Genomic DNA, 22471 nt, shown 5'->3' with positions numbered 1-22471 from the left:
TATGATCTGGTCGATGGCATTCGCCTGTCTCTGGGTGGTCGCTGCTACGGTCGTTGCCTTCCTGCCGTTGCGGTACCAGATGCCGCTGGGGTTCATCCTTCTCGCCTCCGCGCTGGCGCTCGTGGCCTGGCTCGCGGTCGAAACCAATCCCTGGGTAGCGCTCGCCGCGATCGCGGCGGTCGTGTCGATGTTTCGCAAACCCTTGCTCTATGGCATAAAGAAAGCGAAGGAGAAATCGGCGCCTGACAGGGAAGGGGGGCAGCCGTGAGCCAATCTTTGGTCCTCGCCTGCCTTTGGGCAGTCATCGCGACCGTGACCGCGATACTGCCGTCGCGCGATAGGCACTGGCGCGCGGCCTACGTTCTGATCGCGCTCGGCATCCCGATTGTCGGGTGGGTGACCTTTGAGAACGGCCCCTGGATCGGCCTGATCGTGCTCGCCGCCGGTGCCTCGATCTTGCGCTGGCCGCTTGTTTATCTCTGGCGCTGGCTGCGGCGGAAATCAGTCCGGTAAGGGCCTCTTGTGCAGCCTGAGGGCTCGGGCGCCGCGCCTGTTGGTCGAATCCGCTGACTGTGGGATACTCGAGTCCAAATTGGAGGTGATCCCATGGCCGTCATGGACCGCGTAGAGGGCGTCGTGATCGGCGTACTCCTTGGTTTCGACGAAGGCGCGCCGCTCGTCGTGTATCCGGGCAATCCCGAGGACAGGGCTGTTCCCGCCCGCAGCCTCGCGCGCCTCTCCGCCTCAGATCTCGGCGCCGAGGTGGCGCTTCTGTTCGAGGACGGCCGCCGCGACCGGCCGCTCGTCGTCGGCCGTATCGTCGAACCCGCCCGCAGCGACGCGACGGCGACCGTCATCCGCGACGGCGAGACGGTGAAGCTGACGGCGCGCGAACGGATCGAGCTTCGCGTCGGCAAGGCGTCGATCGTGATGGAGAAGGACGGCCACGTCACGATCCGCGGCACCTACCTCGTCAGCCACGCCTCCGCGTCGAACCGCATCCGCGGCGGTTCGGTGAACCTCAACTGAGATGGCCGTCCCGGTCTTGGAGGAGATCGTCAGGCAGCACGCCGAGCAGGCGGCGTTCCTGTGGACGGTCTACGACCGGGCGCTGCTCTATCCCGACGAGAACCCCGAGATGGACGAGGAACGCATCGCGCGGGTCGTCGAACGGCTCGACGCGCATCTCGACGGGCTCAGGGTGGCAGGGGCGGAGGGGCTGAGGATCGCCGAGGAGCGGTATGGGGAGTATCCGGAAGCGGGCGAGTTGTTTGTGATCAGGATGCTGCAGCCGGGGGCGGAGGGGCTGCGGGTGGCGGAGCTGGAACTGGAGAAGATCAGGCGCTATCTGGGCGCGAAACTGCAGGGGTGGAGCGGTCGCTAGCCGCCATACTCTGCCATATCAAGACGGCTGAGAAAGATATTGCCATCATAGCCCAATTCGAAGCCATCCCAGGTTTTGCCGTCGAACACGAAGATTTCTTTCCAGCCGGAGATCACCAACTTTTCGGGCGAGGTATGCATGTAGAAGGCATGGCGCAGTTCACGGAAAGGGACCACAGTGTCATCGTCCTGAATGTTAAGGCCCCAGTTCACGTCGCTCCAGTATCGGTGGCCCTTGAACGTGCGGATCGCGAAAAAGTCGCGCGCCGGCGCGGAAAGCTCCACCAACTCCTGATCGCGAAGCGCAAGAGCCAATCCCTCGCGGCCGCCGATGTGGATCAGTTTCTCGTCCGTCACCTCGAGCGCCATGAAATTGCGTTGGTCGGGCAGGTCAAGCTGATCCCATGCCGTGCCGCGCAGGTGAAGAAGGGTGCCTCCGTTGCCGCAGGCGTAAATGAGGTCGGGTGAAGGGCCGTGGATGTCGCGCAGCGCAAGGCCGTTCAGGGGCGGTACAAGTTGCCAGTCGGCGGCAGCGCGGACATAGCCGACCCCGCCGTCGCCAACCACATACTGCGGCCCTCCCTCGAGACGGTAGAGCTTCCGCAGCACGCCCTCCGGAAGTGAGGTGACGCTGTCGCCCTCTGGGGTCAGATCGTGCATCAGGCCGCCGATCTCGAGAACGACATGACGGTCGCTCGCGAGACTGGCATGCGACATGATCGTGTCCTCGATGCGCTGGCGGACCCGGTAGGTAAGACTTGAGTCCAGATCGACCTCTAGAAGGTAGGAGCGAAAGAATTCGCCGTCGTGGTCCGAAAGCTCGAAACTCGCAGCGTAACGGGTGCCGCCAAGATGGAAGCCTTCGATCGCTTCGATGTGCACTTGGTCCGGGGTGAGTTCGTCGAAGCTTTCCGCGTCCGTCACCGGCGTTTCCTCCCCATCAATATGATGCCCCGCGAAGCGGCGTTGCCTTCATCTCGTCGAATGTGGGCTTGCGGGTGCCACCCTTTCCGTCATCGACCTCTTCGGCGACCGCTTGGAGGTAAACCATTAGAATCAGCTCCATGCAGTCCAGCGCCGCGTCCTGCTTGTCCTTCGGTTGGGAGCTGATTCGCGGATCGTTGTCACGATACGCGTCCTTGGTTTCCTTGACCGCGTCGGCGAGAGTCGGATTGGGGTTCTTCTTCAGGGCATCGCGCATGTGCGTGGTCTTGAGATTGTGCGGCGTGCCCTTCTTCTTACCGTCCGCGTCAGCGGGCTTGCTGTGATCGGCCTCGTGCCAGGACTGCATGCAAACGCAAGGCGCGTCCTTGGTCGCATAGTTCTTCCACGGCTTGTAGTTGGTCCCGTCCTTCCGCTTGGTCTGCATCATCTGGTTTTCGAAGTAGTGCTCGGATTCATCGGTGGACGTGTCACAGGGCGACTCGCCGTGAGGATGAATCTGCATGTCCATGTCGTTCAGCAACGTCGCGCATTCGACGACGGCCGGGTTCGCCTTGCAGATTTCCGGCCAAGGTCCTGTATTCCCGATCGGCGACGCGTGATTGTGTGTCGCCAGGTCCGAGAACCGGATCACCGGCTCTCCGTCGAACTTCACGTCGTTAGACCAGGAGTTAAAGTACTTCTTCCCGGTGTTCTTCGAGGTGACGACCCCCTTCTTCGCGGCGCAGCCGGCCTCTGTCCCACTTGTGCGGCTTTCGTCGGACTTGTTCTTGATGTTCACCGTCTTGCCACCGATGAACACCGTTCCCGTCCCTTTCTCCGTATCGCTCGCCATGCCGAAGCTCGGATAGGGCACCGGAACGCCGGGCGGGGTCGCGGGGTTCTCGGGCGGCGTGAAGCAGACGTCGGGGAAGGCGGCGATGGTCTGGGCCTGAACGGCCTTGCCCGAAATCTCCAGGCCGTTCGCGAAGACGTCGCCCATCAGGCCCCCCTGACTTCGTGCAGGACGGCCGCGCCGCAGGCGCCGTCGTCGGCAGAGGCTTCAACAAGAACGGGGCTGCCGGGGACGTAGCCCTTCTCTGTGGCAGTCAGCGCCATGCCGAGCATCAGCGGCACGACCGCAGCGCCCACATTGCCGACATTCTCGCCCGGACTCCAGAGGTCCTGAAACGCGGTCCGGCCGCGTTCCAGGCGGAGGCTCGCGAGCGCCGTTTGTTTGAACCAGTAGCTTTCGCCGATGAGATCCGAGATGCGGTACTCGACATGGGCGAGGTCGGCATTTGCCTCTTCCATCGCCGTGTCATAGGCGCGGGTCATCCCATCGCCGCGCAGCGGCCGGTCGATGCCATCCTCGTCCATCCCGTTGTAGATGAACGCCTCCTCGCGGGCGAGGCCGAGGCCGGTGAGGCGGAGGGGGCCGCTCTTTGAGCACAAAACGGCAGCCGCGGCCTCGCCCGGGATGAAGCCGTTGGCATTGTCGGGGCCGAGGAGGCGCTCCTCGGCGATGTAGTGGGCGATTGTGAGCGTCGTCAGGTAGCTGTCGACTCCGAGAATGAGAACATGTTCGGCCTTCCCCTCGGCTAGCAGGCGGCGCGCGCGGGTCAGCGCCACGAAGCCCGAGGGACGGCCATGGGCAACGATGTGGGTTTTGATTCCGCCGGGCAGGTCAGCGACCTCGCCAAGAAGGCGGACAAAGGCGTCGGCATCGCGCACGGGGGACCCGGGGCGGGTCTTCTCGGCGAGGCAGAGGATGAGGGCGTAGTCGGCCTCTGCCTTGGGTATCTTGCGGAAGACATCAGCGATGGCCCCCGCGGCAAGATGGGCAAGCCGCTTGGTGCCGATCCAGTTGCGCGGAAGGGGCACCGGCGCGCCGGTCAGCCACTCGCCGCCCGGGCCGAGGAATCGGGTCTCGGCGAAGCCGTCGAGCCGGGCGCGCATTGCGGCGGCAGAGGACGCACAGTCGAGCCCCACCGCAGTGACCATGCCGGCGGCGCGGATGTGAAGCGCGCTCATGCTTCTTCCTCAGCGGTCGAAACGGCGCGGACATAGCGCTTGCCGGTCGCGAAGGCGCGCAGCATCGCCGGGGTCGGTTCACCGATCCAGGCCTCGGTGAACTCGGTAATGATGCGGCGCATCGGCACCCAGATGCGCCAGGCAAGCATAAATATCCGCGCCTCGGTATCGAAGATCAGCGTGTCGGGAAGCGCGCGCGCGTCGAAGCAGGTCTCGCGGCCCCGGAAGACTCGGATCGGAAGCGCCGTTTCGGGCAGACGGAATTCCTCGCGGCCGCGCGGCGTCAGGCCAACGAGGATCACGGGTGTGCCGCCCCTCGGGAAGGCGACCTGCTGATCCTCGGGCGACATCTGGAAATTGCGCTCGTCGAAATCGGGGGGCAGGAAGGGGAAGATGTTCCGCTCCCAGTTCTCGTCATAGGTGCCACCGTAGCGCAGACGCTCGGGCCATCCCCGGCCTACGGGGCCGAGCGCCATGGGCCGGTACCTGCCATAAGGTGAGGTGACTTCCTCGCCGACCTCCTCGGTGTTCGGCAGCGGCTGGCCGGGAAGCTTCGCCTGGCCGCCGACGGTGCCGAAGCCGCAGCCCACGGGATTGGCTGCGTAGACCGGAGGGGCTTTGTCGTCGGGGTCCGACCGGTCGGGGCCGCCGAAGGCGGTGTCGTAGGAAAAAGGCTGGCGTGTGAAGGGGTAAGGTTTCGTCGCGGTGATCGCGGGTCCCACGACGCGCCATTCGCGCTGTCCGACGACGTCGAACTGCTTCGACCAGCCGCCGACCTTGACGCCAACCCGCACCCGTTCGGCAGGCCGGCCGCCCGGCGCATGGGCTGCGCCCTGAAGCACGACGTCGCAACGCGGCTTGCGGAAGGCAAAGTCGCTTTCCCAAAGTGTCGCGGAAAAGCCGGGTGCGCCGGTAAACTCGTCGGCCATGACGAGCGGGCGCTGTTCCTCGGCCGGTCGCGGCTGGTCCGAGGACCGCTCGGGGAAGGTGAATGTGCCCTTCACGACAAGAGACAGGTATTCCCGGCCCGCCTTGTCCATGCCCATGGTGAACTGGTGGACATATCGCGTCTGGTTCAGAATCCGCATCCGTCGCGCCTCACTCGAACGCGTAGGCGAAGCCGTCAGGCCCGCCCGTCACCGTGACACGCGACAGCCCGCTGCCCTCGAGCTTGCGGTTCAGCACCTGACGACTGAGTTCGGGCAGAAGTGTGTTCGTCAGGATCGCGTCGATCATCCGCCCGCCCGACTCGATCTCGGTGCAGCGCGCCTTGACGAGCTCCATGAGGCCGTCACCTATCACGAGTTCCGCCTCGTGGCCGTGAAGCAGCCGGTTCGCAATGGATCTCAGTTTATGGCCAGCGATGGCCTCGATCATTGCGTCGGAAAGCGGGTAGTAGGGGATCGTCACGACACGGCCGAGAAGCGCGGCGGGAAAGACTTTTAGGAGCGGCGCGCGGAGGTTCGCGTTCAGCTCGTCGAGGTCGGCCTTGGTCTTGCCGTCCTCGGTCATCGCCATGATCTCCTCGGAGCCGACGTTCGAGGTCAGCAGGATCAGCGTGTTCTTGAAGTCAATCCGGCGGCCCTCGCTGTCGTCCATCATGCCCTTGTCGAAGACCTGGAAGAAGATCTCGTGCACGTCCGGGTGGGCCTTTTCGACCTCGTCGAGAAGGATCACCGAATAGGGGCGGCGGCGGACCGCTTCGGTGAGGATGCCGCCTTTTCCGTAGCCGACATAGCCGGGAGGCGCGCCCTTCAGCGTCGAGACAGTGTGCGCCTCCTGGAACTCGCTCATGTTGATCGAGATGAGATTCTGTTCGCCGCCATAGAGCGCCTCGGCGAGCGCTAGCGCGGTTTCGGTTTTGCCAACGCCCGAGGGGCCGCAGAGGAGGAAGACGCCGATCGGCTTTTCCGGCGCACCGAGCCCTGCATATGAGGTCTGGATGCGGTTTGCGATCATCTCCATCGCGTGGTCCTGTCCGACGACGCGGTCCGAAAGTATTCCGGCGAGCGCCAGCGCCCGTTCGGTCTGACTCGCCAGCATCCGACCCATCGGAATGCCGGTCCAATCCTGCACGACCGAGGCGACGGCGTTGCGGTCGACGGACGGCAGGATCAGGGGACGTTCGCCCTGCGCCTCGGTGAGCGCCGCCATCCGGGCACGTAAGTCACTCAGCACCTGCTCGCGTTCCTTGGGGCTTAGAACAGCAGGTGGTAGCGGAGGCTCGGCTTGTTCGGCGCCCTGCTCGGCCTTTGGTCCCTCGCTCCCGGGCGTCTCTTCCTCGGGCGGCAAGTCGCCCGCCGTGCCGGTCTCGTCCACCGCGACGCCGGATTGGCGGAGCTTCGCGCGCAGGTCGAGAATCCCTTCAACAAGCGCTTTTTCTGCATCCCAACGAGCAGTTGCGGCCGAAAGCTCATCTTCTGTGTCAGCCGTTGCCGCCTCGACCTCGGCCCGGCGGTCGGCCACATCGATGCCGATCGCCTCCTCGCGCTCGATTATGCCCGCCTCGATCTCCAGCGCCTGCTTGCGTCGCTCGATATCCTCGACCTCGGCGGGCGTCGCGTGCTGGGACACGGCCACGCGGGCGCAGGAGGTGTCGAGGAGGCTGATGGCCTTATCGGGCAATTGGCGCGAGGGGATGTAGCGGTGCGACAGGGTGACTGCAGCCTCGATCGCCTCGTCGAGGATCTCGACCTTGTGGTGCTTTTCGAGAACCGCGGCGATGCCCCGGCACATGCGGATCGCGGCCTCCTCCGAGGGCTCCTCGACCTTCACGACCTGGAAACGGCGGGTCAGCGCTGGGTCCTTCTCGATATGCTCTTTGTATTCGGCCCATGTGGTCGCGGCGACAGTGCGCAGTTCGCCACGCGCGAGCGCGGGTTTGAGCAAGTTCGCGGCATCGCCAGTGCCCGCAGCCCCGCCCGCGCCGATTAGTGTATGTGCTTCGTCGATAAAGAGGATGATCGGACGGTCGGCGGATTGCACCTCTTCGATCACGGTTTTCAGGCGCTTCTCGAACTCGCCCTTCACGCTCGCTCCGGCCTGCATCAGCCCGACATCGAGCATGTGCAGTTCAACCGCCTTCAACTGCGGTGGCACGTCGCCTCGGGCGAGCCTCAGCGCGAAGCCCTCAACCACGGCGGTCTTGCCAACCCCGGCCTCGCCGGTGAGGATCGGGTTGTTCTGCCGCCGGCGCATCAGAATGTCGATGATCTGGCGTATCTCCATGTCGCGGCCAACGACCGGGTCGATCTTGCCCGCCTTCGCGCTTTCGGTGAGGTTCGTCGAATATTGCTCCAGCGCCGACTGCCCGCCGGGCCGTGCCTTGGGCTTCGCGTCGGCCTCGGCCACATCGCCCGGGCCTTCGATGGACTCGGCCAGCAGGTCCGACAGCACCGCCGCCATCGCATCGGGGTCGATCTTGTCGAATTCCAGGCTGATCTTGTAGAGAAGCGCCTCCAGCACAGGTGACTTCAGTCCGGCCAGCAAAAGATAGGCCGACCGTACCGTGTCGTCGCCGAATTCGAGCGAGCCGAAGGTCCAGGCCTCCTGAATATCGCGGAAGATATGGTCCGAGAACTCCTCGACGGAGCCCGCGCCGTGGGGCAGCGCATCCATCGCCCTCGCTATGTCACCTTCGAGCCGCGCCTCGTCGACCCCGGCCGACTGCAGGAGAATCTCGAAGTCAGACCGAGCCGATCGCGCCAGTTCGGCGACGAAATGCACGAGTTCCACATACGGGTTGCCGCGCGTCTTGGCGGCTTGAGCGGCGGCAGAAAAAGCCTTCAAACACAATGGATTGAGTTTGCCGACGAGCTCTTTTCGCTTAATCGTTTCGGGAGAACCTCGTTGGGCCATCCGTGCTGCCCCCCTTGTTTCAATCAATTCAAGCCAGTTGGTCGAACGAATAAAATACGGGTAGGTTTACCCAAGGGCAGTCTAAGCTGGAATCGCCCGTTAGGCGACCGTTTTGCTTAGCCGACCGCCCGGGCCGGACCGCAGGAGCGCCAGATGATAGATGCGATACCGGGCGACATCTTTCGCCGAGGGCAGGTCCTGAACAACACCTACGAGATCGAGGGCGTCCTCGGCCGCGGCGGCACAGGCGAGGTCTACAGGGCCAAGAACCAGATCACCGGTCGTGTGGTCGCGATCAAGGCGCTGTCAAAGCAGTTTTCCGGCAACGACGACTACATCGAACTGATGAAGCGCGAAGAAGAGATGCGCGACATCCACCACGACTCCGTCGTCCGCTACACCGAATGTTCGCGTTCGGATCAGGGGCACGTGTTTCTTGTGATGGACTTCATCGACGGTCCGTCGCTCAACGAGGTCATGGCATCCCGCCGGATGGACCCGCGCGAACTGATGATCGTCGCCCATCGCGTCGCCGAGGGGCTGGAGGCGGCGCAGCGCCACGGAATCGTTCACCGCGACCTGTCGCCGGACAACGTGATCCTCAGAGACGGTCGGGCGGAGCGCGCAACGATCATCGATTTCGGCATTGCGAAGGACACAACGGCCGGCGCTTTGACAATCGTCGGAAACGAATTCGCCGGAAAGTACGAGTATGCGGCGCCCGAACAGGTCGACGGACGCGCCGATACCCGGTCGGATTTCTACGCTCTCGGCGCCTCGATCCTCGCAGCGTGGCGCGGCGACGTGCCGTTCGCGGGCTCCACCCCCGGCGAGATCGTGCGCCGCAAGCAAATGCCGCTAGATACCGAAGGCGTGCCGGATCCGCTGAAGGGCCTGATCGACTGGCTGACCGCGCCCGATCCTCGGAACCGTCCTCAGAAGGCGTCGGAAATCATCGCGCGGCTTGATGCGGCGCTGAAGTCCGGTCGCGGACCTGCCCTCGAAGTGCCGCAGAAGAAGCGGGAAGGGCGGCGCGGCCGTGGCTGGCTCCTTGTCCCGCTTTTCGCCGTTCTCGCGGCCGCCGCCTATTTCACGGTCAACTACCGGGATTTCTTCCCCGAGCCGCTGCCCATTGCCGATCCCTTCCGCCTGACCGCTGCGGCTGCTTCGGACGGCGCCGCCCAGTTCGAGGGCAACGCGCCCGACGCCGCCTCGGCCGAGCGCCTTGCCGCGGCCTATGCCGAGGCGACGGGCGCGACGCCCAGCACCGAAGCGCTGAGCCTTGCCCAAGGCGTGCCGTTCGAGGCTTGGGCCGACGCGGTCGGCGAGGCGTTTGCGATCATGCCGGGGCTCGAGGATTGGCGTCTCGACATGGCGGGCAGGGCGGCCGTCGTTCAGGGTCTGGCGCCTGGGGGCGCAGAACGTTCCGCGCTCATCTCGGAACTCGACGCCTGGGCCGGACGCCACGATATCGCGCTGGCGGCGAAGATCGCGGCCGGGCCACGAGTATTGGAGGCGGACGCGGTCGCGGGTATTCTCAAGGGACTGGCCGATTGCGGGACGCTCACGATCGATCGGGCTGAAGGCGGATCCTATGCGCTCGGCGATACGGTGCGGGTTACCGGCTTCACAACCACCGAGGACACCGCAGCGCGGATCGTCGCGCGGCTCAGCGAGGCGGTGGGCGACCGGCGTGTCGCGGTCGAGACGACGGCGCTTAACGCCGATCTCTGCAACGTGCGGCAAGTCCTGCCCATCGTGCCCTCCAACGCCTTGTCGATCTGGTTCGGCGACGGATCAACCGGGGCGGCAAACCTCTCAGGCATCTATCGCGCCGGAGAGAACCCCATCGTCGAGGTGCACGCGCCCGCCGGGCTGGCGGCTGCCTCGCTCTGGGTCGTCCTCGTCGACAACACAGGCAAGGTCTTCAACCTCCTGCCCAACATGGGCTCCGAGGAACAGAAGATCGACGCGCTCGGCCAGGTCGAGAACGGCGTCCGGCGCGTTCGTGTTCTGCATTCGATAGACGAGTTCCGGCAGGACAACAGCCTTATGGCCATGCGCATCTCGGACAGCGATTTCGGCAAGAGCGAGATCGTCGCGATCCTGTCGAAAAGCAATCTGTTCAAGATGCGCGGGCCGACGAGCGAATCCATCGCCTCCTTCGTCGAGTCTTTGACTGAAATCCAGTCGGAACAGCCCGGAAACATTATCGGAGTGGCCAGCCGACTACTGGATTCCAGACCTTGACGTAAGGTCAAAAGGTGCAAAACTGACCACCATAGACATGCTTGATTTCAATTGGCTTTGAAAGGCGGGGGCGATGCGGGACCTCGAGACGTTCCTCGCTCCGGTAGATGGTTCGGATCCTTCCGGGGCTGAGTTACGCAACGATCCGCGATTTCATGCGATCGAGCGGCTGCTTGAGCCGGCGTCGCGCGAGAATCGTCTGAGCGACCTGAACGCCGGCGGCACCGGTGCCGTCGCGCTTGACTGGGGCGCGCTTCTTGAGGATGCGAGTGCGCTCGCCGGAGAGGGACGCGACCTCAGGCTTCTGGTGATCGTCGCGCGGGCCGTCGCGAACGAAGCTGGCTTTGCCGGGCTGGGCGCGGGTCTGACCCTGCTCGCCGAGACGGTCGAGCGCAACTGGGACGAGCTTCATCCGGCGCTCCGCGACAGTTCCTCTGCGCGCGAGGCTGCGGTGCGCCGGATCAACGCGCTCTACCAGATTGAGAACGACGACAACGGCATCCTCGGTGACCTTCAGTTCAACACGGTGCTGGAGCCGCGCGGTGTGGGAGCTGTCTCGGGCGCCGATCTGGCCGCCGGAACGCTCAAGCGGACCACGATCCTGTCCGAAGCGCCCTCGGGCCTCGGCGAGGCTGAAAAGGCCGCCCTCATGGCCGCCCACGAGACGCGCGTGCAGCGCGTGACGACCGCCTGCCGCGCCACGGCCGCCGAACAACCCGAACTCTTGCAGGCGCTGGTGAACGACGTCGCCGCTGCAGAGGAGGCGCTTGGCAAACTCGAACAGACGCTCGATGCGCGGATCGCCGAGAACGGCAGCAGCATCCGCTTCAAGGCACTCGGCACGTTCCTCGAACGCGTCGCGGCAACGCTCGCGATCGTTGAGAAGGAAGAAGCCGCAACGACCGGTGCGCCAGCGCCAAAGGAGATCGAGATGGCGTCCACGCCCAAGAAGCCGAACGGGGCCGATCCGGCGCTGCCCGAGCGCAAGGAGCCAGCATCGCCGGCGGCTTCGAGCGTGCCCGGCCAGATCAACTCGCGCCGCGATGTGGAGCGTTGCCTCGACATGATCATCGACTTTTACGAACGCACCGAGCCGTCCTCGCCGATCCCGCATCTGGCACGGCGGGTGCGCAAGATGGTGCCCATGAATTTCATCGAACTGATGGAGGAAATCGCGCCCTCGGGAATGAAGGAATTCCGCAACGTGGCGGGCGCGCCCGACGAGAAGTCCAAATAAGGGAGAACGGGAGAGATGAGCGAGAGCAAGGCAAAGGTTATCGAACGCAACCGCGCCCCGCGGGTACAGATCGCCTACGACGTAGAGCACTACGGCAGCCCGACGACGATCGAACTGCCCTTCGTAATGGGGGTCATGGCCGATCTTGCAGGCGCCTCGGAAACGGCAGAGGCGCAGAAGTCGGCGGGCGAACGTTCGTTCGTCGAGGTCGATGCCGGGCGCTTCGGCAAGTTTATGGAGGCGCTCAGCCCCCGCGTGAAGGCGCGCGTGCCGAACAAGATGCCGGTCAAGGAGGGCGAGGAGGGTGACGAGGAGATGTTCGTCGACCTCACCTTCAAGAACATGGGCGATTTCGCCCCCGACAAGGTGGCCGAGCAGGTCCCCGCGCTCGCCGAGCTTCTGAAGATGCGCCGCCAGCTCGAGGAGCTTCTGGGCTACATGGATGGGAAGGTGAATGCCGAAAAGCGCATCGCCCAGCTTCTCAACAATGAACCGCTTCTCGCGCAGGTTGCCGACGAGGCGATGAAAACCGGCGAAGCGGAGGGCTGATCATGGCAGACGCAAAGAAGGCCGAAGGTGCCGCCGCCGAAGCCGAAGCCGTAGATCTCGGCGAGTTCAGCGGCCTCCTCGAGAAAGATTTCCGCGTCAAGGAGGACGACAGCGAGAAGCTGCAGAAGCTTGTCCAGAACCTCGCGCTGGCCGCGAAGGAGCGCTCCGGCACGGCAACGATTTCGGGCAATGCCGTGAAGTCGATCAAGTCGCTGATCGCCGGCATCGACAGCATGCTCACGACCCAGATGAACGAAATCCTGCACGCGCCCGAAGTGCGGCAGATCGAGGGCACCTGGCGCGGGCTCCACTATCTCGTGAACAACACCGAGACGGATCAGAAGCTGAAGATCCGGGTGCTGAACATCACCAAGGACGAACTCGCCGACCAGCTTGAGGATTTCGAAGGCCAGATGTGGGACCAGTCCCCGGCCTTCAAGAAGCTCTATACCGAGGAATACTCGATGTTCGGCGGAGAGCCCTATGGCTGCCTCATTGGCGCCTACGAGTTCTCGCACCACCCCCGCGACGTGGGGCTTCTCCGGAATCTCTCGGGCGTGTGCGCGTCGGCTCATGCGCCCTTCATCGCGGCCGCCGCGCCGCAGCTCTTCCGCATGGAGAGCTGGCAGGAGCTGCCGAATCCACAGGACCTGCAGCAGATCGTTTCCTCGCCCGACTACGCGAGCTGGCAGTCGCTCAGGGAAAGCGAGGATAGCCGCTATATCGGCCTGACGATGCCGCGCGTGCTCGCCCGGCTGCCCTATGGTGCCGCGACCGTGCCGGTGAAGGGCTTCGCCTTCGAGGAGGAACTCGAGGGCAACCACGAAAACTACGTTTGGATGAACGCCGCCTTCGCGATGGGCGTGAACATCAACCGGAGCCACAAGCTCTTCGGCTGGGGCACGCAGATCCGAGGCGTGGAATCGGGCGGCACCGTGATCAACCTGCCGGTCCATACATTCCCTACGGACGACGGGTCCGTGGCGATGAAATGCCCGACCGAGATTGCGATCGACGACCGCCGCGAGGCAGAACTTGCGAAGCTCGGCATGATGCCGATCTTGCACCGCAAGAACACCGACATCGCGGCCTTCATCGGGGCGCACAGCCTGCAGGACGACGAAACTCGGGCCGGGCGGCTCGTCGATCCCGACGCACAGGCCAATGAGCGGCTATCGGCGAACCTGCCCTATCTCTTCCCGGTCAGCCGCTTCGCCCACTATCTGAAGGCGATCGCGCGCGACAAGATCGGCACGTTCAAGGAACGCTCCGACATGCAGGTCTGGCTCAGCGAGTGGATCAACCGCTACGTGCTGGCCAACCCGGCCATGGCAGACGACAAGCAGAAGGCCAAACGCCCGCTTGCCGCGGCCGAAGTACAGGTCGACAGTGTCGAGGGTCGGCCAGGCTATTACAACGCGCGGTTCTACCTGCGCCCGCATTACCAGTTGGAGGGCATCAACGCGAGCCTCAGGCTCGTCTCGGAACTGCCCTCTGTGAAGGGAACCTGACCGCACGCCACCACATCATGGGACCCGCCGGAGCAATGATCCGGATCATTTGAGCTGAAAGGAACGGAAAATGGCATTTACTGGGTATTTGAAGGTTCCCGACATCGACGGAGAATCCAAGCGCGATGGCCACGAAGGTGAAATCGACGTCTTCGGCGTGTCCTGGTCCGCGTCGCAGTCGGCTTCCGCCGCGACGGGCTCGGGACGGACGCGCGGTCGCGCCTCGCTGACCGATTTCGTGGTGCACAAGTGGTACGACGCCGCCTCGCCCTACCTCCACCTTGCCTGTCTGAAGGGAAAGTCGTTCGATGAAATCGTGTTCATGGCACGCAAGGATTCCGGCGATGCCCACCTCGACTATCTGACGGTGACGTTGAGCAAATGCATCATCACCAGCTACGCGATGTCGCAGAGCGGGCCGGAGGAGAGTGACAGCGACATGATCATGGAGACCGTTTCGTTCTCGTGCGAACAGCTGAACGTCAAATATGTCGTCCAGGCCGACGATCATTCGGGTGGCGACGAGCACGAGATGGAATACGACGTCGTGGCCGGCGCCTGAATCCGGTCTGGCCTACCCTAGCAAAGGAAACACGTGTCCGATCCGAAGACGACGCCCCCGCAATCCCGGCGCGAAGCCGTGCAGCCGAGCCTCTGGGACCGGCTCGTCGACGATCTGCCGGGACTGGTGGCCGAGACCGAGGGCCGGCGCGCAGAACTGGAAAAGGAGCTTGGGGCCGACCGTGTCGCCCGCCTCATCGCAGGCGGGCGGCGCGCGCTTGAGAAGGACGAGGCTCTAGATGCCGATCAGCAACGCGAGGCGTACCTCCTCATCGCCCAGTTCGAACGGCGCGCGCTCCTGGAAGAACGCGGCATCGTCGTCACGCCCGAGGTCCTCCGAGAGGCGGTCCGCCGCGACATCGAGGCGCTCTTCAACACCGAGCGGCTGGAATCGACACTCCTCCTCGGCGAGGAGGAGCGGCGCGGCTACGAAGACCCCGTCGACGTCATCGCCGGGTTTCCGCATGCGCGTCGCTCCGTCCTGAACTACGGCGTCCCGTCCTTTTCGGGTCGGCGTGCGAACGATTTCGACACCGACGCGCTGGCGCGCGAACTGAAAGAGATTGTCGCCGTCTTCGAGCCTCGACTGAAACGCGACACCGTGCGGGTCAAGGTCGAACGCGGCGACCGCAAGGGTCTCAAGATTGGCATCGAGGGAGTCTTGATGATGGCTCCACTGCCCGAACGGCTTCGGCTGTCGACCACAATCGACCTCGACAACGGCAGCGCCGCGACGGCGCTTGAGGAGGTGTGATGGACCGCAGCTTCCTCGCTTACTACGAAACCGAACTCGCCCATATCCGGGAGCTCGCAGTTGAATTCGCGGCCCTTCACCCCGAGGTCGCGCGCAACCTCTCGCTCGACTCGGTGCCATGCCCCGATCCTTACGTCGAGCGGCTCCTCGAAGGCGTCGCCTATCTTGCCGCGCGCACCAGGCTCAAGGTCGATGCCGAAAGCTCGCGCTATGTGCGCAACCTGCTCGATGCGCTCTATCCCGATCTCGTCGGGCCCGCGCCGGCCGTCTCGACAGTGATCCTGCATCCCGGTCCGCAGGTGCAAACAATGCTAGATGGCCACGTGGTCAGGCGCGGCACGCGGATGGTCTCGGCTTTCCGCGAGGGGCTGGCGACGCGTGCGACCTACACGACCGCGCAGGATGTGACGCTCTGGCCCATCGCGCTCGACACTGTGGAGTATCTTCAGGACCGTGGCGCCCTGAACGCGGCCGGCCTACCGGACGACGTCGCCGCCGGCGCTGAAGCGGGTTTGCGAATCGTCCTGAATTCGGACGGTTCCGCCGCGCTTTCCGAACTCAGCCTCGACCGGCTCGACCTCGGCTTCGCGACAAGCGCGCGCGCCGGAGCGATCTTCGACGCGGTTTTTGGCCAGGCGCTCCGCGTCGCCGCCCGCCGCGCCGAGCCGGGCGCCGCGCTGCACGCCGCTGAAACTCCCCGGATGGTGGGCATTGGAGACGGCGAGTCACTGCTGCCCCGCCTTCGGCCTGCGTTCGAAGGCTACCGGCTTATGCGGGAATATTTCCTCATGCCGGAGCGGTTCCACTATCTCCGCCTTGACGGACTTGGCCGGGCGGTGCGCGACTGCGGTGCCGAAAAACTCGAAATCCTCGTCCTGTTGTCGCGCCCGGCGCCCGAGATCTCGGGCGTCTCCACGAAGGACTTTCGCCTCTTTGCGACGCCGCTCGTCAACCTCTTTGAAAAGGAATGCAACGTCGTGGAACTCGACGGGCGCCGTGACGCCCATGTCGTCCACGCCGACCGCACGCGGCCGAGGGATTTCGAGATTTATCGGCTGATCCGCGTCGAGGACGCCGACAGCGAAGGGCCGGACGCGGCGCTCAGCCCGCTCTACGCCACCGACCAGATATCGGGCGGGGGGCTCGTCTACACGACTGAAAGGCGCACCCGCCGGGCGGGAGAGGACGAGGTCCGGCGCGGCCAGACTCGGACGAGCTACACGGGCGACGATCTGTTCATCTCCGTCGCTCGGCCGGCCGGCGCGCCTCAGGCGCAGCCCGTGCGCCGGCTTGACATCCGCGCGCTATGCACCAACCGCGATCTGCCGATCCTCGACGACATGCCGCGCCTGACGCTCGAGACCGGCGACCCGGTCGGCCGCGTCGAACTCCTAGGCGCGCTGAAGCGGCCGCGCCCGGCGCTCGTCGCGTCTCTGCCCGAGCTTGGCAAGGACGGCGAAAGCCGTCTCGACGACCTAACTTGGCGGCTGGTCGGCCAGCTCTCCCTCAATCACCTCTCGCTCGCCGAGGAAAACCGCGGGGCGGAACCCCTGCGCGCCATGCTCGACCTTTATGCCGGGCGCGGCGATCCCGAGGTCTCGCGCCATGTCCGTTCGCTCTCGCGCGTAACTTCGCGGCAGGTGATCGAGCGGCTGCCGATCGCGGGGCCGCTCTGCTTCGGGAGGGGGGTTGAGATCACGCTGCATGTCGACGAGACGACGCTTAGCGGCGCGAGCGCGCTTCTTCTCTCGGCGCTTCTAAATCAGCTCTTCGCACGCCACGCTGGCGTCAATTCATTCGTTCGCACGCGGACCCGTCTTTCGCAGAAACAGGAGGAGGTAGCATGGCCGATCCGGCCGGGCATCCGCGCGATGATCTGACGGGACCGTTCGCCCAGCCCGAGGCGATGGGCTTTTTCGAGCTCCTGCGCCGGCTCGAGACGCCGGGCCGGCGGTTCGGCCGCGCCGGCGGGGCCGGTTCTGAGCCCGCGCGCATCGGCCAGCGGGTGCGGCTGTCGGTCGCGACGCGCGACGTCGCGGGCTTTCGTCCGGCCGAGGGAGACCAGCCCGCCCGAGTCGAGGCCGAAGTGCTCGGCCTTCTTGGCCCCGAAGGCGCGCTGCCCTTGCATGTTACGCGCTGGGTGATGTCGCGTATGTCGGACCGCTGGTTCGCCGATGCGGGCGCGGAGGCGACCGCGGACCGGACCTTCCTCGATTTCTGCAACATGCTGCAGCACCGGATGCTCGCCCTCTACTGGCGCGCCTGGGCCGACGCCCGGCCTGAGGTTCAGGCCCAGCTCGGCACCGGTGGACGGGCGGCGGCTACCGTCGCCGCGCTGGCAGGCACCGGCTTGCCGGGAACAGGCGAGGCGGCCCGTGACAGTGCACTCAAGACGCGCCATGCCACCTCGCTGGCGGCGTCGGTGCACGGGCCCGAGAGGCTGACCCGGCTTTTGTCCGATCTCGTCGGTGCGCCGGTCCGACTTGTCGAATTCGTCGGCCACTGGCTGGAGGTTCCGCGCGCGCTTCAGACCTGGCTCGGCGGCGCGCATGCGATGCTTGGTGCGGGCGCAGTTGTCGGCGCGCGCGTCTTTTCGCGCCAGGGCAGGGCCGAGCTTCGCGTCGGGCCGCTCGGCCTCGCGGGCTATCTGCGGCTGCTCAACGACCAGCACCTGCGCGCGCGCCTCCGTCACGCGATCCGTTTCGCGGAAGGGATCGAGACGGATTTCGACCTCCGCCTCGTCCTCCGCCGCGCCGACAAGCCTGAGCCCCGGCTCGGCCGCTGCCAGCTTGGCCGCACCTTCTGGCTGCCCGCGCGGACCGCGACGGACGCCGACGATCTCAGGCTTTCGGCGTTCAATGCCGGGGCTGATCGGAGGGCCGCATGACCTTGCGCCTGGTCATCGAACATTCGCTCCATCCCCAGCCGCACACTGAGATGCGGCACGAAAGCGGTGATCTGACGATCGGGCGCGGCGCGGACTGCGACTGGCAAATCGAGGACCCCGACATGTTCGTCTCGCGCCGCCACTGCGTAGTCTCGGCGCGCGACGGTCGCTACGAGGTGACGGACGCGAGCCGGGGCGGGTTGTTCATCGACGGTGCCGATACGCCGCTCGGCGCGGGAAATACGGTCGCGCTGCAAAGCGACATGCGGCTCAGGCTCGGCGACGTGGTCATCCGCGCCGAAATCGCGGCCGAGGAGGGGGCAAAGAACTCCGCGCCCTCACGACCCGCCGCGTCGGATCCGTCGCTCGGAGGCGACGATTTCTTCTCCCGCCCCGTCGAGCGAGCGCCCGAGCGCAAGCGGCCCGAGTCGCTGCCCGATCCGTTCGAAAAGGCTCAGGCCCGGCCGGCCCGCATCGAAAAGGACGAAAGGACGCCTCCGCGCCCGATTGACGAGGATGACCCTTTCATGCTCGACCCGCTGCCCCGTCAGACCGACACGCCGGACCGGCAGGAGAGCGGCGCGCGCGACGATTTCGGCTTCAGTGACATCTTCGCCGAACCGGAAGACACGCCTCCCCCTGCAGAAGATCGCTCGGCCCGGACCGTACCCCCGCCCGCCGAAGCCACCGCAACCCCGCGCAAGAACGGACCGCAGACCGCAGCCCCCGGTCCTGATCGACGCCCGCCGGTCGCGCCCGACGCGCGCGCAGCCTTCCTGCGCGGGCTCGGCCTCGAGCCCGCGGATCATGTGCAGGGCGACGACCTCGAAGCTCTCGGGCGGCGTTTCCGGCTCCTCGTGGACGGGCTCATGCACCTTCTGCGCACCCGTGCGAAGGAGAAAGGCAGCGCCCGCGTGGCGCAGACCATAATTGGCAGCGCCGATGTGAACCCGCTGAAATTCCTGGCCACGACCGAGGATGCGCTCGGCTCGCTCGTCACCCCTCGCGGCAAGGGATATCTCGACCCGGACGAGGCGATCACCGCCGCCTTCCGCGACCTCAGCGATCACCAGATGCGAACCTGGATCGCGCTGCAGGAGGCGCTGAGGCGCATGATCGACCGCTTCGACCCGGCCGAGTTCGAACGCCTGGTCGAGGACGAGGGCCTGATGAAATCGCTCCTTTCCGGCGGGCGCGGCGCGCGCCTCTGGGAACTCTACCGCGACCGCTACCGGGACATTGCGAAATCTGCCGAGGATCGGTTTCTCGGCGAGGTCGGTGCAGATTTCCGCGACGCATATGAAGGCAACAGGAGGACGACAGATGATTGACAGACGCGACTTCCTCGCGGGCTCCGCCGCGGCTGGGCTGCTTTCAGCCTGCACGCCGGGCCCAGGCTCGGTCACGATCAACGCGTCCGGCTCGGCCGGCATGAATCCAGGGCCCGACGGCGCCGACCGACCCGTCACACTCCAAGTCGTGCAGATGCGCGGCAGCGGAGCCTTCGACGGGGCCGATTTCTTCGCGCTGCAGGACCCGCAGGCCGCGCTCGGCGGCGATTTCATCAAGGCCGACCAGATCGTGCTCACGCCCGGCGCGCCGGCGTCGAGGACGATCGGCCTCGACCCATCGGTTTCGATGATCGGCGTCGTTGCGGGATTCCGCAGTCCCGCGGGCAAGGTCTTCCGCTCGAAGACTGCGGTCTCGCCTACGGCGAATGTGGGCCTTACCATCGGAGTCGGGCCGGGCGGGCTATCGCTCACACCGGCATAGCGGCGTCTTAGGGGGACGGGCATGACGGAACGCAACAAGGTGGTCTGGTCCGAGGGGTTGTTCCTCAGGACCCAGCACTTCCAGCAGCAGGACCGCTATGCGGAGTTCCTGATGCGCGGCACCCTCGGCGCCGCGCCCAATCAACGCTTCGGGTTCTCCGAACTCGCGCTCGACGCAGCCGCACTCGACGCGGGCCGGGTGGCTATCGCCTCGGCCGAGGGCATCTTTCCCGATGGCACCCCGTTCGCCATCCCCGGCGACATGGCCGCGCCCGAAGCCGCGGCGATCCGGCGCGAGGATGCGGCGGGGCTCGTCTGGTTCGCCGTGCCGCTCGAACAGGCGGGTGCCGCGGCGATCGACGCCGCTCATGACGACTCCTCCGGCGCACGCTACCGGGGCCGGATGGTGACGGTGCGCGATGCCGTGCGCGGCGGCGCCGAGGCCGAGGAGATCGAGGTCGCCTCGCTCGCCGCGCGGCTCATCACGCCCGGCGAGGAAACGGCGGGCTACACCGCGCTGCCGGTGGCGCGGATCGACGGTCTGAGGGCCGACGGCTCGGTCGCGCTCGTCGACGGCTACCTGCCGCCCGCGCTCCATATCGGGGTCGCGCCGTGGTACGACGCGCTCCTGAAGGAACTCGTCACCGGCCTCGACCGCATCGCCGAGGCGCATGGCGGCATCGTCCTCGGCGGCGCGGGCCGGTCGGTCGAAAACCTCCTCATTCTGGAACTGGCCAATGCCGCGCGACCGCGCCTCGCCCATCTCCTGTCGCAGGGCCTCGCCCATCCGTCGGCGCTCTTCGCCGACCTCGCGGAGCTTGCCGGACGGATGGCGACCTACGGCTCCTCCTCGCGGCGCCTGAGCGAGCTGCCGGTCTACGATCACATGGACCCGCAGCCGGCCTATGCCGCGCTCGCAGACACCTTGCGCTCCATGGTGCTCTCGCTCCGCCACGTCGAGCCGAAATCCCGCGCCCTGCCAGTGGCGCGGCACGCCCAAAACATCTGGAAGGTGCGGATCGACAACCCGGAACTTCTGAAGTCCAGCCGCATCGTGCTGCGCGTGGGCTCCGATCTCTCCGACGAAAGCCTGCGCCGGATCTTCGTCGATCAGGCGACGGTCGGCGCTGCGGACGAGTTCGAGACGCTCTGGAAGTCGCGCCTGCCGGGCATCGCGCTCAAACCCCTGCATTCGCAGCCGCGCGAAATCCCGTATGATGGGGACAGGTTGTGCCTCGAACTTGATCAGAAGTCCGAACATTGGGGCCAGTTGCTGGAGGCTCCGGGCTTCGTGATCGGAGTGTCGGGCAAACTCGAACGCGAACCGCAGATCGACTGCTACGCGGTCAGCAGGTAGGGAGATGGCGGAAAAGGACGATCCCTTTGGTCTTTCGAACGATGCCGGACGCACTCGCATCCGCCCGGTGCGCTCGGACCGTGGCCAGGCGGGCGCAACCGCCCGCCCGGTCGCGCCCGGCACCGCCCAGTCACATCACGATCCGCAACCTGTGGCGCGCGGCGGGCCGCGTGTTCGCCATACGCGCGCCCACGCCAATCCGCTCGTCTCAGCATTCGCCGCACTTCTCGAACTCGCGCCCGAACTTGAACGCGCAGATCCGCCGGCAGAGCCGGAAACGCTCCGCGTCAGGCTCTATGACAACCTAATCGACGCCCGCGATGCCGCAGTTAGCGCCGGAGTCCCTCTGGCCCGTGCCGATCAGGCAGCGTGGTTCGTGGCTGCCCTTCTCGACGACATCGCGCTCAACACGCCCTGGGGCGGGCAAAGCGGCTGGCCGCGCCAGCCACTCGTCACCACCCTTTCGGGCGATGTCGATGCCGGCACGCGCTTCTTCGACCGGCTCGAGGAACTGATGCGCTATGCCGGGCGCGACCCGGAGATGCTGGAGTTGGCCTATCTCTGCCTCGGTCTCGGCTTCCGTGGCAAGCACCGGGTGCAGTCAGGCGCAGGCGAAGCGGCGCTGATGGCGCTCCGCGCCCAGATCGCGCGCCAACTCCGCGACGCCGATGCCGAGGGGGCGGAACTGTCGCCGCACTGGCAGGGCGTCGCCGCTCCGGACGAACCGCGCCGCTTCACGGTGCCGCTCTGGACGCTCGGCCTCGCTGCCGCCGCGCTCATCACTGCGATCTACATGGGACTTTCGATCCAGCTTACGACGCGCGCCGAGGGGCTCTTTGATCTCGCCGAACGAGTGCCGCCCGCCGATCGCGCCGCGATATTCCGGCCCGTGCGCGACACCGTCGCGCCGCCGCCCGAGATCGTCGTCGACACGACCTTCCTCGAGCTTCTGCCTGAATTCGCCGCAGCCGCGCCGCCCGACCGGCTGCAGGCGCTGCGTGGTCGAGAGGACGCTGCCCTCGCCATCCTCGCCGTGCAGGCCACCGCGCCCGAGGTCTTCCGCTCCGCCAAGGCCGATATCAACGATGTCTACCGCCCGCTCGTCGCCTCGGTCGCGCGCGTCATCGTCGAGAATGCCGAGGTGATCGGCGGCGTCACCGTCATCGGCCATACCGACAGCGTGCCAGTCCAACGATCGAACCCGTTCCAGTCAAATCAGGGGCTGTCGGAGGCCCGCGCGCGCACGATCGCCGATCTGCTGATCGCCGGAGGCGTCCCGAGCGAGCTTGTCCGCTCTGAGGGTCGTGCCGACACCGAACCGCTCGCCGACAATGCCACGCGCGACGGCCGCGCCCAGAACCGGCGGGTCGAGATTCGAATCGAGAAGAGGATCTAGG

At 65.9% G+C, this 22471-nt stretch carries 21 protein-coding genes; 16 read left to right on the top strand and 5 right to left on the bottom strand.

From position 1 onward, the window contains the following. Positions 1-13 precede the first annotated feature (13 nt). The 4 genes from DEA8626_RS11105 to DEA8626_RS11090 all read left to right on the top strand — a co-directional run bounded on the left by DEA8626_RS11105 (position 14) and on the right by DEA8626_RS11090 (position 1384). Complete coding sequence (locus tag DEA8626_RS11105) at positions 14-268, top strand: DUF2484 family protein (protein WP_181366412.1); 255 nt, start codon at positions 14-16, stop codon at positions 266-268. After that, a complete protein-coding gene (locus tag DEA8626_RS11100) occupies positions 265-513 on the top strand; it encodes a DUF2484 family protein (RefSeq protein WP_108853038.1) in 249 nt (82 codons plus the stop codon). Before DEA8626_RS11105 ends, DEA8626_RS11100 begins: the two co-directional genes overlap by 4 nt. Before the next feature lie 93 nt (positions 514-606). Next, positions 607-1029, top strand: a complete 423-nt coding sequence (locus DEA8626_RS11095) for a DUF6484 domain-containing protein (RefSeq protein WP_108853036.1) — start codon at positions 607-609, stop codon at positions 1027-1029. Between the two features lies 1 nt (position 1030). Further along, positions 1031-1384, top strand: a complete 354-nt coding sequence (locus DEA8626_RS11090) for a hypothetical protein (RefSeq protein WP_108853034.1) — start codon at positions 1031-1033, stop codon at positions 1382-1384. Here DEA8626_RS11090 and DEA8626_RS11085 read toward each other — a convergent pair. From DEA8626_RS11085 to tssH, 5 genes are read right to left on the bottom strand one after another with little or no spacing between them, the layout of a single operon-like run. Then, on the bottom strand, positions 1381-2307 hold the full coding sequence (locus DEA8626_RS11085; RefSeq protein WP_108853032.1) for a hypothetical protein: 927 nt from the start codon (positions 2305-2307) through the stop codon (positions 1381-1383). The genes DEA8626_RS11090 and DEA8626_RS11085 overlap by 4 nt on opposite strands. Positions 2308-2323: 16 nt before the next feature. Then, positions 2324-3307, bottom strand: a complete 984-nt coding sequence (locus tag DEA8626_RS11080; RefSeq protein ID WP_108853030.1) for a DUF4150 domain-containing protein — start codon at positions 3305-3307, stop codon at positions 2324-2326. Continuing rightward, the gene (locus DEA8626_RS11075) at positions 3307-4338 is read right to left on the bottom strand and encodes a 3-oxoacyl-ACP synthase (RefSeq protein ID WP_108853028.1); all 1032 of its coding nucleotides are present in this window, start codon (positions 4336-4338) and stop codon (positions 3307-3309) included. The genes DEA8626_RS11080 and DEA8626_RS11075 overlap by 1 nt, the downstream gene beginning before the upstream one ends. Beyond that, positions 4335-5426, bottom strand: coding sequence for a DUF2169 family type VI secretion system accessory protein (locus DEA8626_RS11070; RefSeq protein ID WP_108853026.1), 1092 nt, complete (start codon positions 5424-5426; stop codon positions 4335-4337). Before DEA8626_RS11070 ends, DEA8626_RS11075 begins: the two co-directional genes overlap by 4 nt. Before the next feature lie 10 nt (positions 5427-5436). Next, the gene (gene tssH, locus DEA8626_RS11065; protein ID WP_108853024.1) at positions 5437-8196 is read right to left on the bottom strand and encodes a type VI secretion system ATPase TssH; all 2760 of its coding nucleotides are present in this window, start codon (positions 8194-8196) and stop codon (positions 5437-5439) included. A 153-nt stretch (positions 8197-8349) separates the two neighbouring features. On the opposite strand from tssH, the gene DEA8626_RS11060 reads away from it, so the two are divergent. The 12 genes from DEA8626_RS11060 (at position 8350) to icmH (ending at position 22470) form a co-directional block, all read left to right on the top strand. Then, positions 8350-10446, top strand: coding sequence for a serine/threonine protein kinase (locus DEA8626_RS11060; RefSeq protein ID WP_108853022.1), 2097 nt, complete (start codon positions 8350-8352; stop codon positions 10444-10446). Positions 10447-10519: 73 nt separating this feature from the next. Further along, a complete protein-coding gene (locus DEA8626_RS11055) occupies positions 10520-11683 on the top strand; it encodes a type VI secretion system protein TssA (protein WP_108853020.1) in 1164 nt (387 codons plus the stop codon). 15 nt (positions 11684-11698) lie between these two features. Continuing rightward, a complete protein-coding gene (gene tssB, locus DEA8626_RS11050) occupies positions 11699-12232 on the top strand; it encodes a type VI secretion system contractile sheath small subunit (RefSeq protein ID WP_108853018.1) in 534 nt (177 codons plus the stop codon). A 2-nt stretch (positions 12233-12234) separates the two neighbouring features. After that, on the top strand, positions 12235-13743 hold the full coding sequence (gene tssC / locus DEA8626_RS11045; RefSeq protein WP_181366411.1) for a type VI secretion system contractile sheath large subunit: 1509 nt from the start codon (positions 12235-12237) through the stop codon (positions 13741-13743). A 70-nt stretch (positions 13744-13813) separates the two neighbouring features. Beyond that, on the top strand, positions 13814-14305 hold the full coding sequence (locus tag DEA8626_RS11040; protein ID WP_108853014.1) for an Hcp family type VI secretion system effector: 492 nt from the start codon (positions 13814-13816) through the stop codon (positions 14303-14305). Positions 14306-14338: 33 nt separating this feature from the next. Continuing rightward, entirely contained in the window at positions 14339-15058 is a 720-nt protein-coding gene (gene tssE / locus DEA8626_RS11035) for a type VI secretion system baseplate subunit TssE (protein ID WP_108853012.1), read from the top strand. Then, a complete protein-coding gene (gene tssF, locus DEA8626_RS11030; RefSeq protein ID WP_108853010.1) occupies positions 15058-16938 on the top strand; it encodes a type VI secretion system baseplate subunit TssF in 1881 nt (626 codons plus the stop codon). Before tssE ends, tssF begins: the two co-directional genes overlap by 1 nt. Then, on the top strand, positions 16902-17945 hold the full coding sequence (gene tssG, locus DEA8626_RS11025) for a type VI secretion system baseplate subunit TssG (RefSeq protein WP_108853008.1): 1044 nt from the start codon (positions 16902-16904) through the stop codon (positions 17943-17945). The genes tssF and tssG overlap by 37 nt, the downstream gene beginning before the upstream one ends. Next, the gene (gene tagH / locus DEA8626_RS11020; protein WP_108853006.1) at positions 17942-19276 is read left to right on the top strand and encodes a type VI secretion system-associated FHA domain protein TagH; all 1335 of its coding nucleotides are present in this window, start codon (positions 17942-17944) and stop codon (positions 19274-19276) included. The genes tssG and tagH overlap by 4 nt, the downstream gene beginning before the upstream one ends. Next, a complete protein-coding gene (gene tssJ, locus DEA8626_RS11015; protein WP_108853005.1) occupies positions 19269-19718 on the top strand; it encodes a type VI secretion system lipoprotein TssJ in 450 nt (149 codons plus the stop codon). The genes tagH and tssJ overlap by 8 nt, the downstream gene beginning before the upstream one ends. Positions 19719-19739: 21 nt before the next feature. Further along, a complete protein-coding gene (tssK, locus tag DEA8626_RS11010) occupies positions 19740-21074 on the top strand; it encodes a type VI secretion system baseplate subunit TssK (RefSeq protein ID WP_108853003.1) in 1335 nt (444 codons plus the stop codon). A gap of 4 nt (positions 21075-21078) precedes the next feature. Then, on the top strand, positions 21079-22470 hold the full coding sequence (gene icmH, locus DEA8626_RS11005) for a type IVB secretion system protein IcmH/DotU (RefSeq protein ID WP_108853001.1): 1392 nt from the start codon (positions 21079-21081) through the stop codon (positions 22468-22470). Position 22471 lies beyond the last annotated feature (1 nt).

This window comes from Defluviimonas aquaemixtae, assembly GCF_900302475.1.
GTDB lineage: Bacteria > Pseudomonadota > Alphaproteobacteria > Rhodobacterales > Rhodobacteraceae > Albidovulum > Albidovulum aquaemixtae.
Note: the sequence above shows the minus strand (reverse complement) of the source record. Positions and strands in the feature narration are given on the sequence as shown.

Bases quoted from the DNA above. Each gene is read 5' to 3' on its own strand.
- tagH (WP_108853006.1), top strand. From the start codon at position 17,942: ATGACCTTGCGCCTGGTCATCGAACATTCGCTCCATCCCCAGCCGCAC.
- tssF (WP_108853010.1), top strand. From the start codon at position 15,058: ATGGACCGCAGCTTCCTCGCTTACTACGAAACCGAACTCGCCCATATC.
- DEA8626_RS11090 (WP_108853034.1), top strand. From the start codon at position 1,031: ATGGCCGTCCCGGTCTTGGAGGAGATCGTCAGGCAGCACGCCGAGCAG.
- icmH (WP_108853001.1), top strand. From the start codon at position 21,079: ATGGCGGAAAAGGACGATCCCTTTGGTCTTTCGAACGATGCCGGACGC.
- DEA8626_RS11095 (WP_108853036.1), top strand. From the start codon at position 607: ATGGCCGTCATGGACCGCGTAGAGGGCGTCGTGATCGGCGTACTCCTT.
- DEA8626_RS11040 (WP_108853014.1), top strand. From the start codon at position 13,814: ATGGCATTTACTGGGTATTTGAAGGTTCCCGACATCGACGGAGAATCC.
- tssJ (WP_108853005.1), top strand. From the start codon at position 19,269: ATGATTGACAGACGCGACTTCCTCGCGGGCTCCGCCGCGGCTGGGCTG.
- tssB (WP_108853018.1), top strand. From the start codon at position 11,699: ATGAGCGAGAGCAAGGCAAAGGTTATCGAACGCAACCGCGCCCCGCGG.
- DEA8626_RS11075 (WP_108853028.1), bottom strand. From the start codon at position 4,338: ATGAGCGCGCTTCACATCCGCGCCGCCGGCATGGTCACTGCGGTGGGG.
- tssC (WP_181366411.1), top strand. From the start codon at position 12,235: ATGGCAGACGCAAAGAAGGCCGAAGGTGCCGCCGCCGAAGCCGAAGCC.
- DEA8626_RS11055 (WP_108853020.1), top strand. From the start codon at position 10,520: ATGCGGGACCTCGAGACGTTCCTCGCTCCGGTAGATGGTTCGGATCCT.
- tssG (WP_108853008.1), top strand. From the start codon at position 16,902: ATGGCCGATCCGGCCGGGCATCCGCGCGATGATCTGACGGGACCGTTC.
- tssH (WP_108853024.1), bottom strand. From the start codon at position 8,196: ATGGCCCAACGAGGTTCTCCCGAAACGATTAAGCGAAAAGAGCTCGTC.
- DEA8626_RS11070 (WP_108853026.1), bottom strand. From the start codon at position 5,426: ATGCGGATTCTGAACCAGACGCGATATGTCCACCAGTTCACCATGGGC.
- DEA8626_RS11080 (WP_108853030.1), bottom strand. From the start codon at position 3,307: ATGGGCGACGTCTTCGCGAACGGCCTGGAGATTTCGGGCAAGGCCGTT.
- DEA8626_RS11105 (WP_181366412.1), top strand. From the start codon at position 14: ATGGCATTCGCCTGTCTCTGGGTGGTCGCTGCTACGGTCGTTGCCTTC.
- DEA8626_RS11060 (WP_108853022.1), top strand. From the start codon at position 8,350: ATGATAGATGCGATACCGGGCGACATCTTTCGCCGAGGGCAGGTCCTG.
- tssK (WP_108853003.1), top strand. From the start codon at position 19,740: ATGACGGAACGCAACAAGGTGGTCTGGTCCGAGGGGTTGTTCCTCAGG.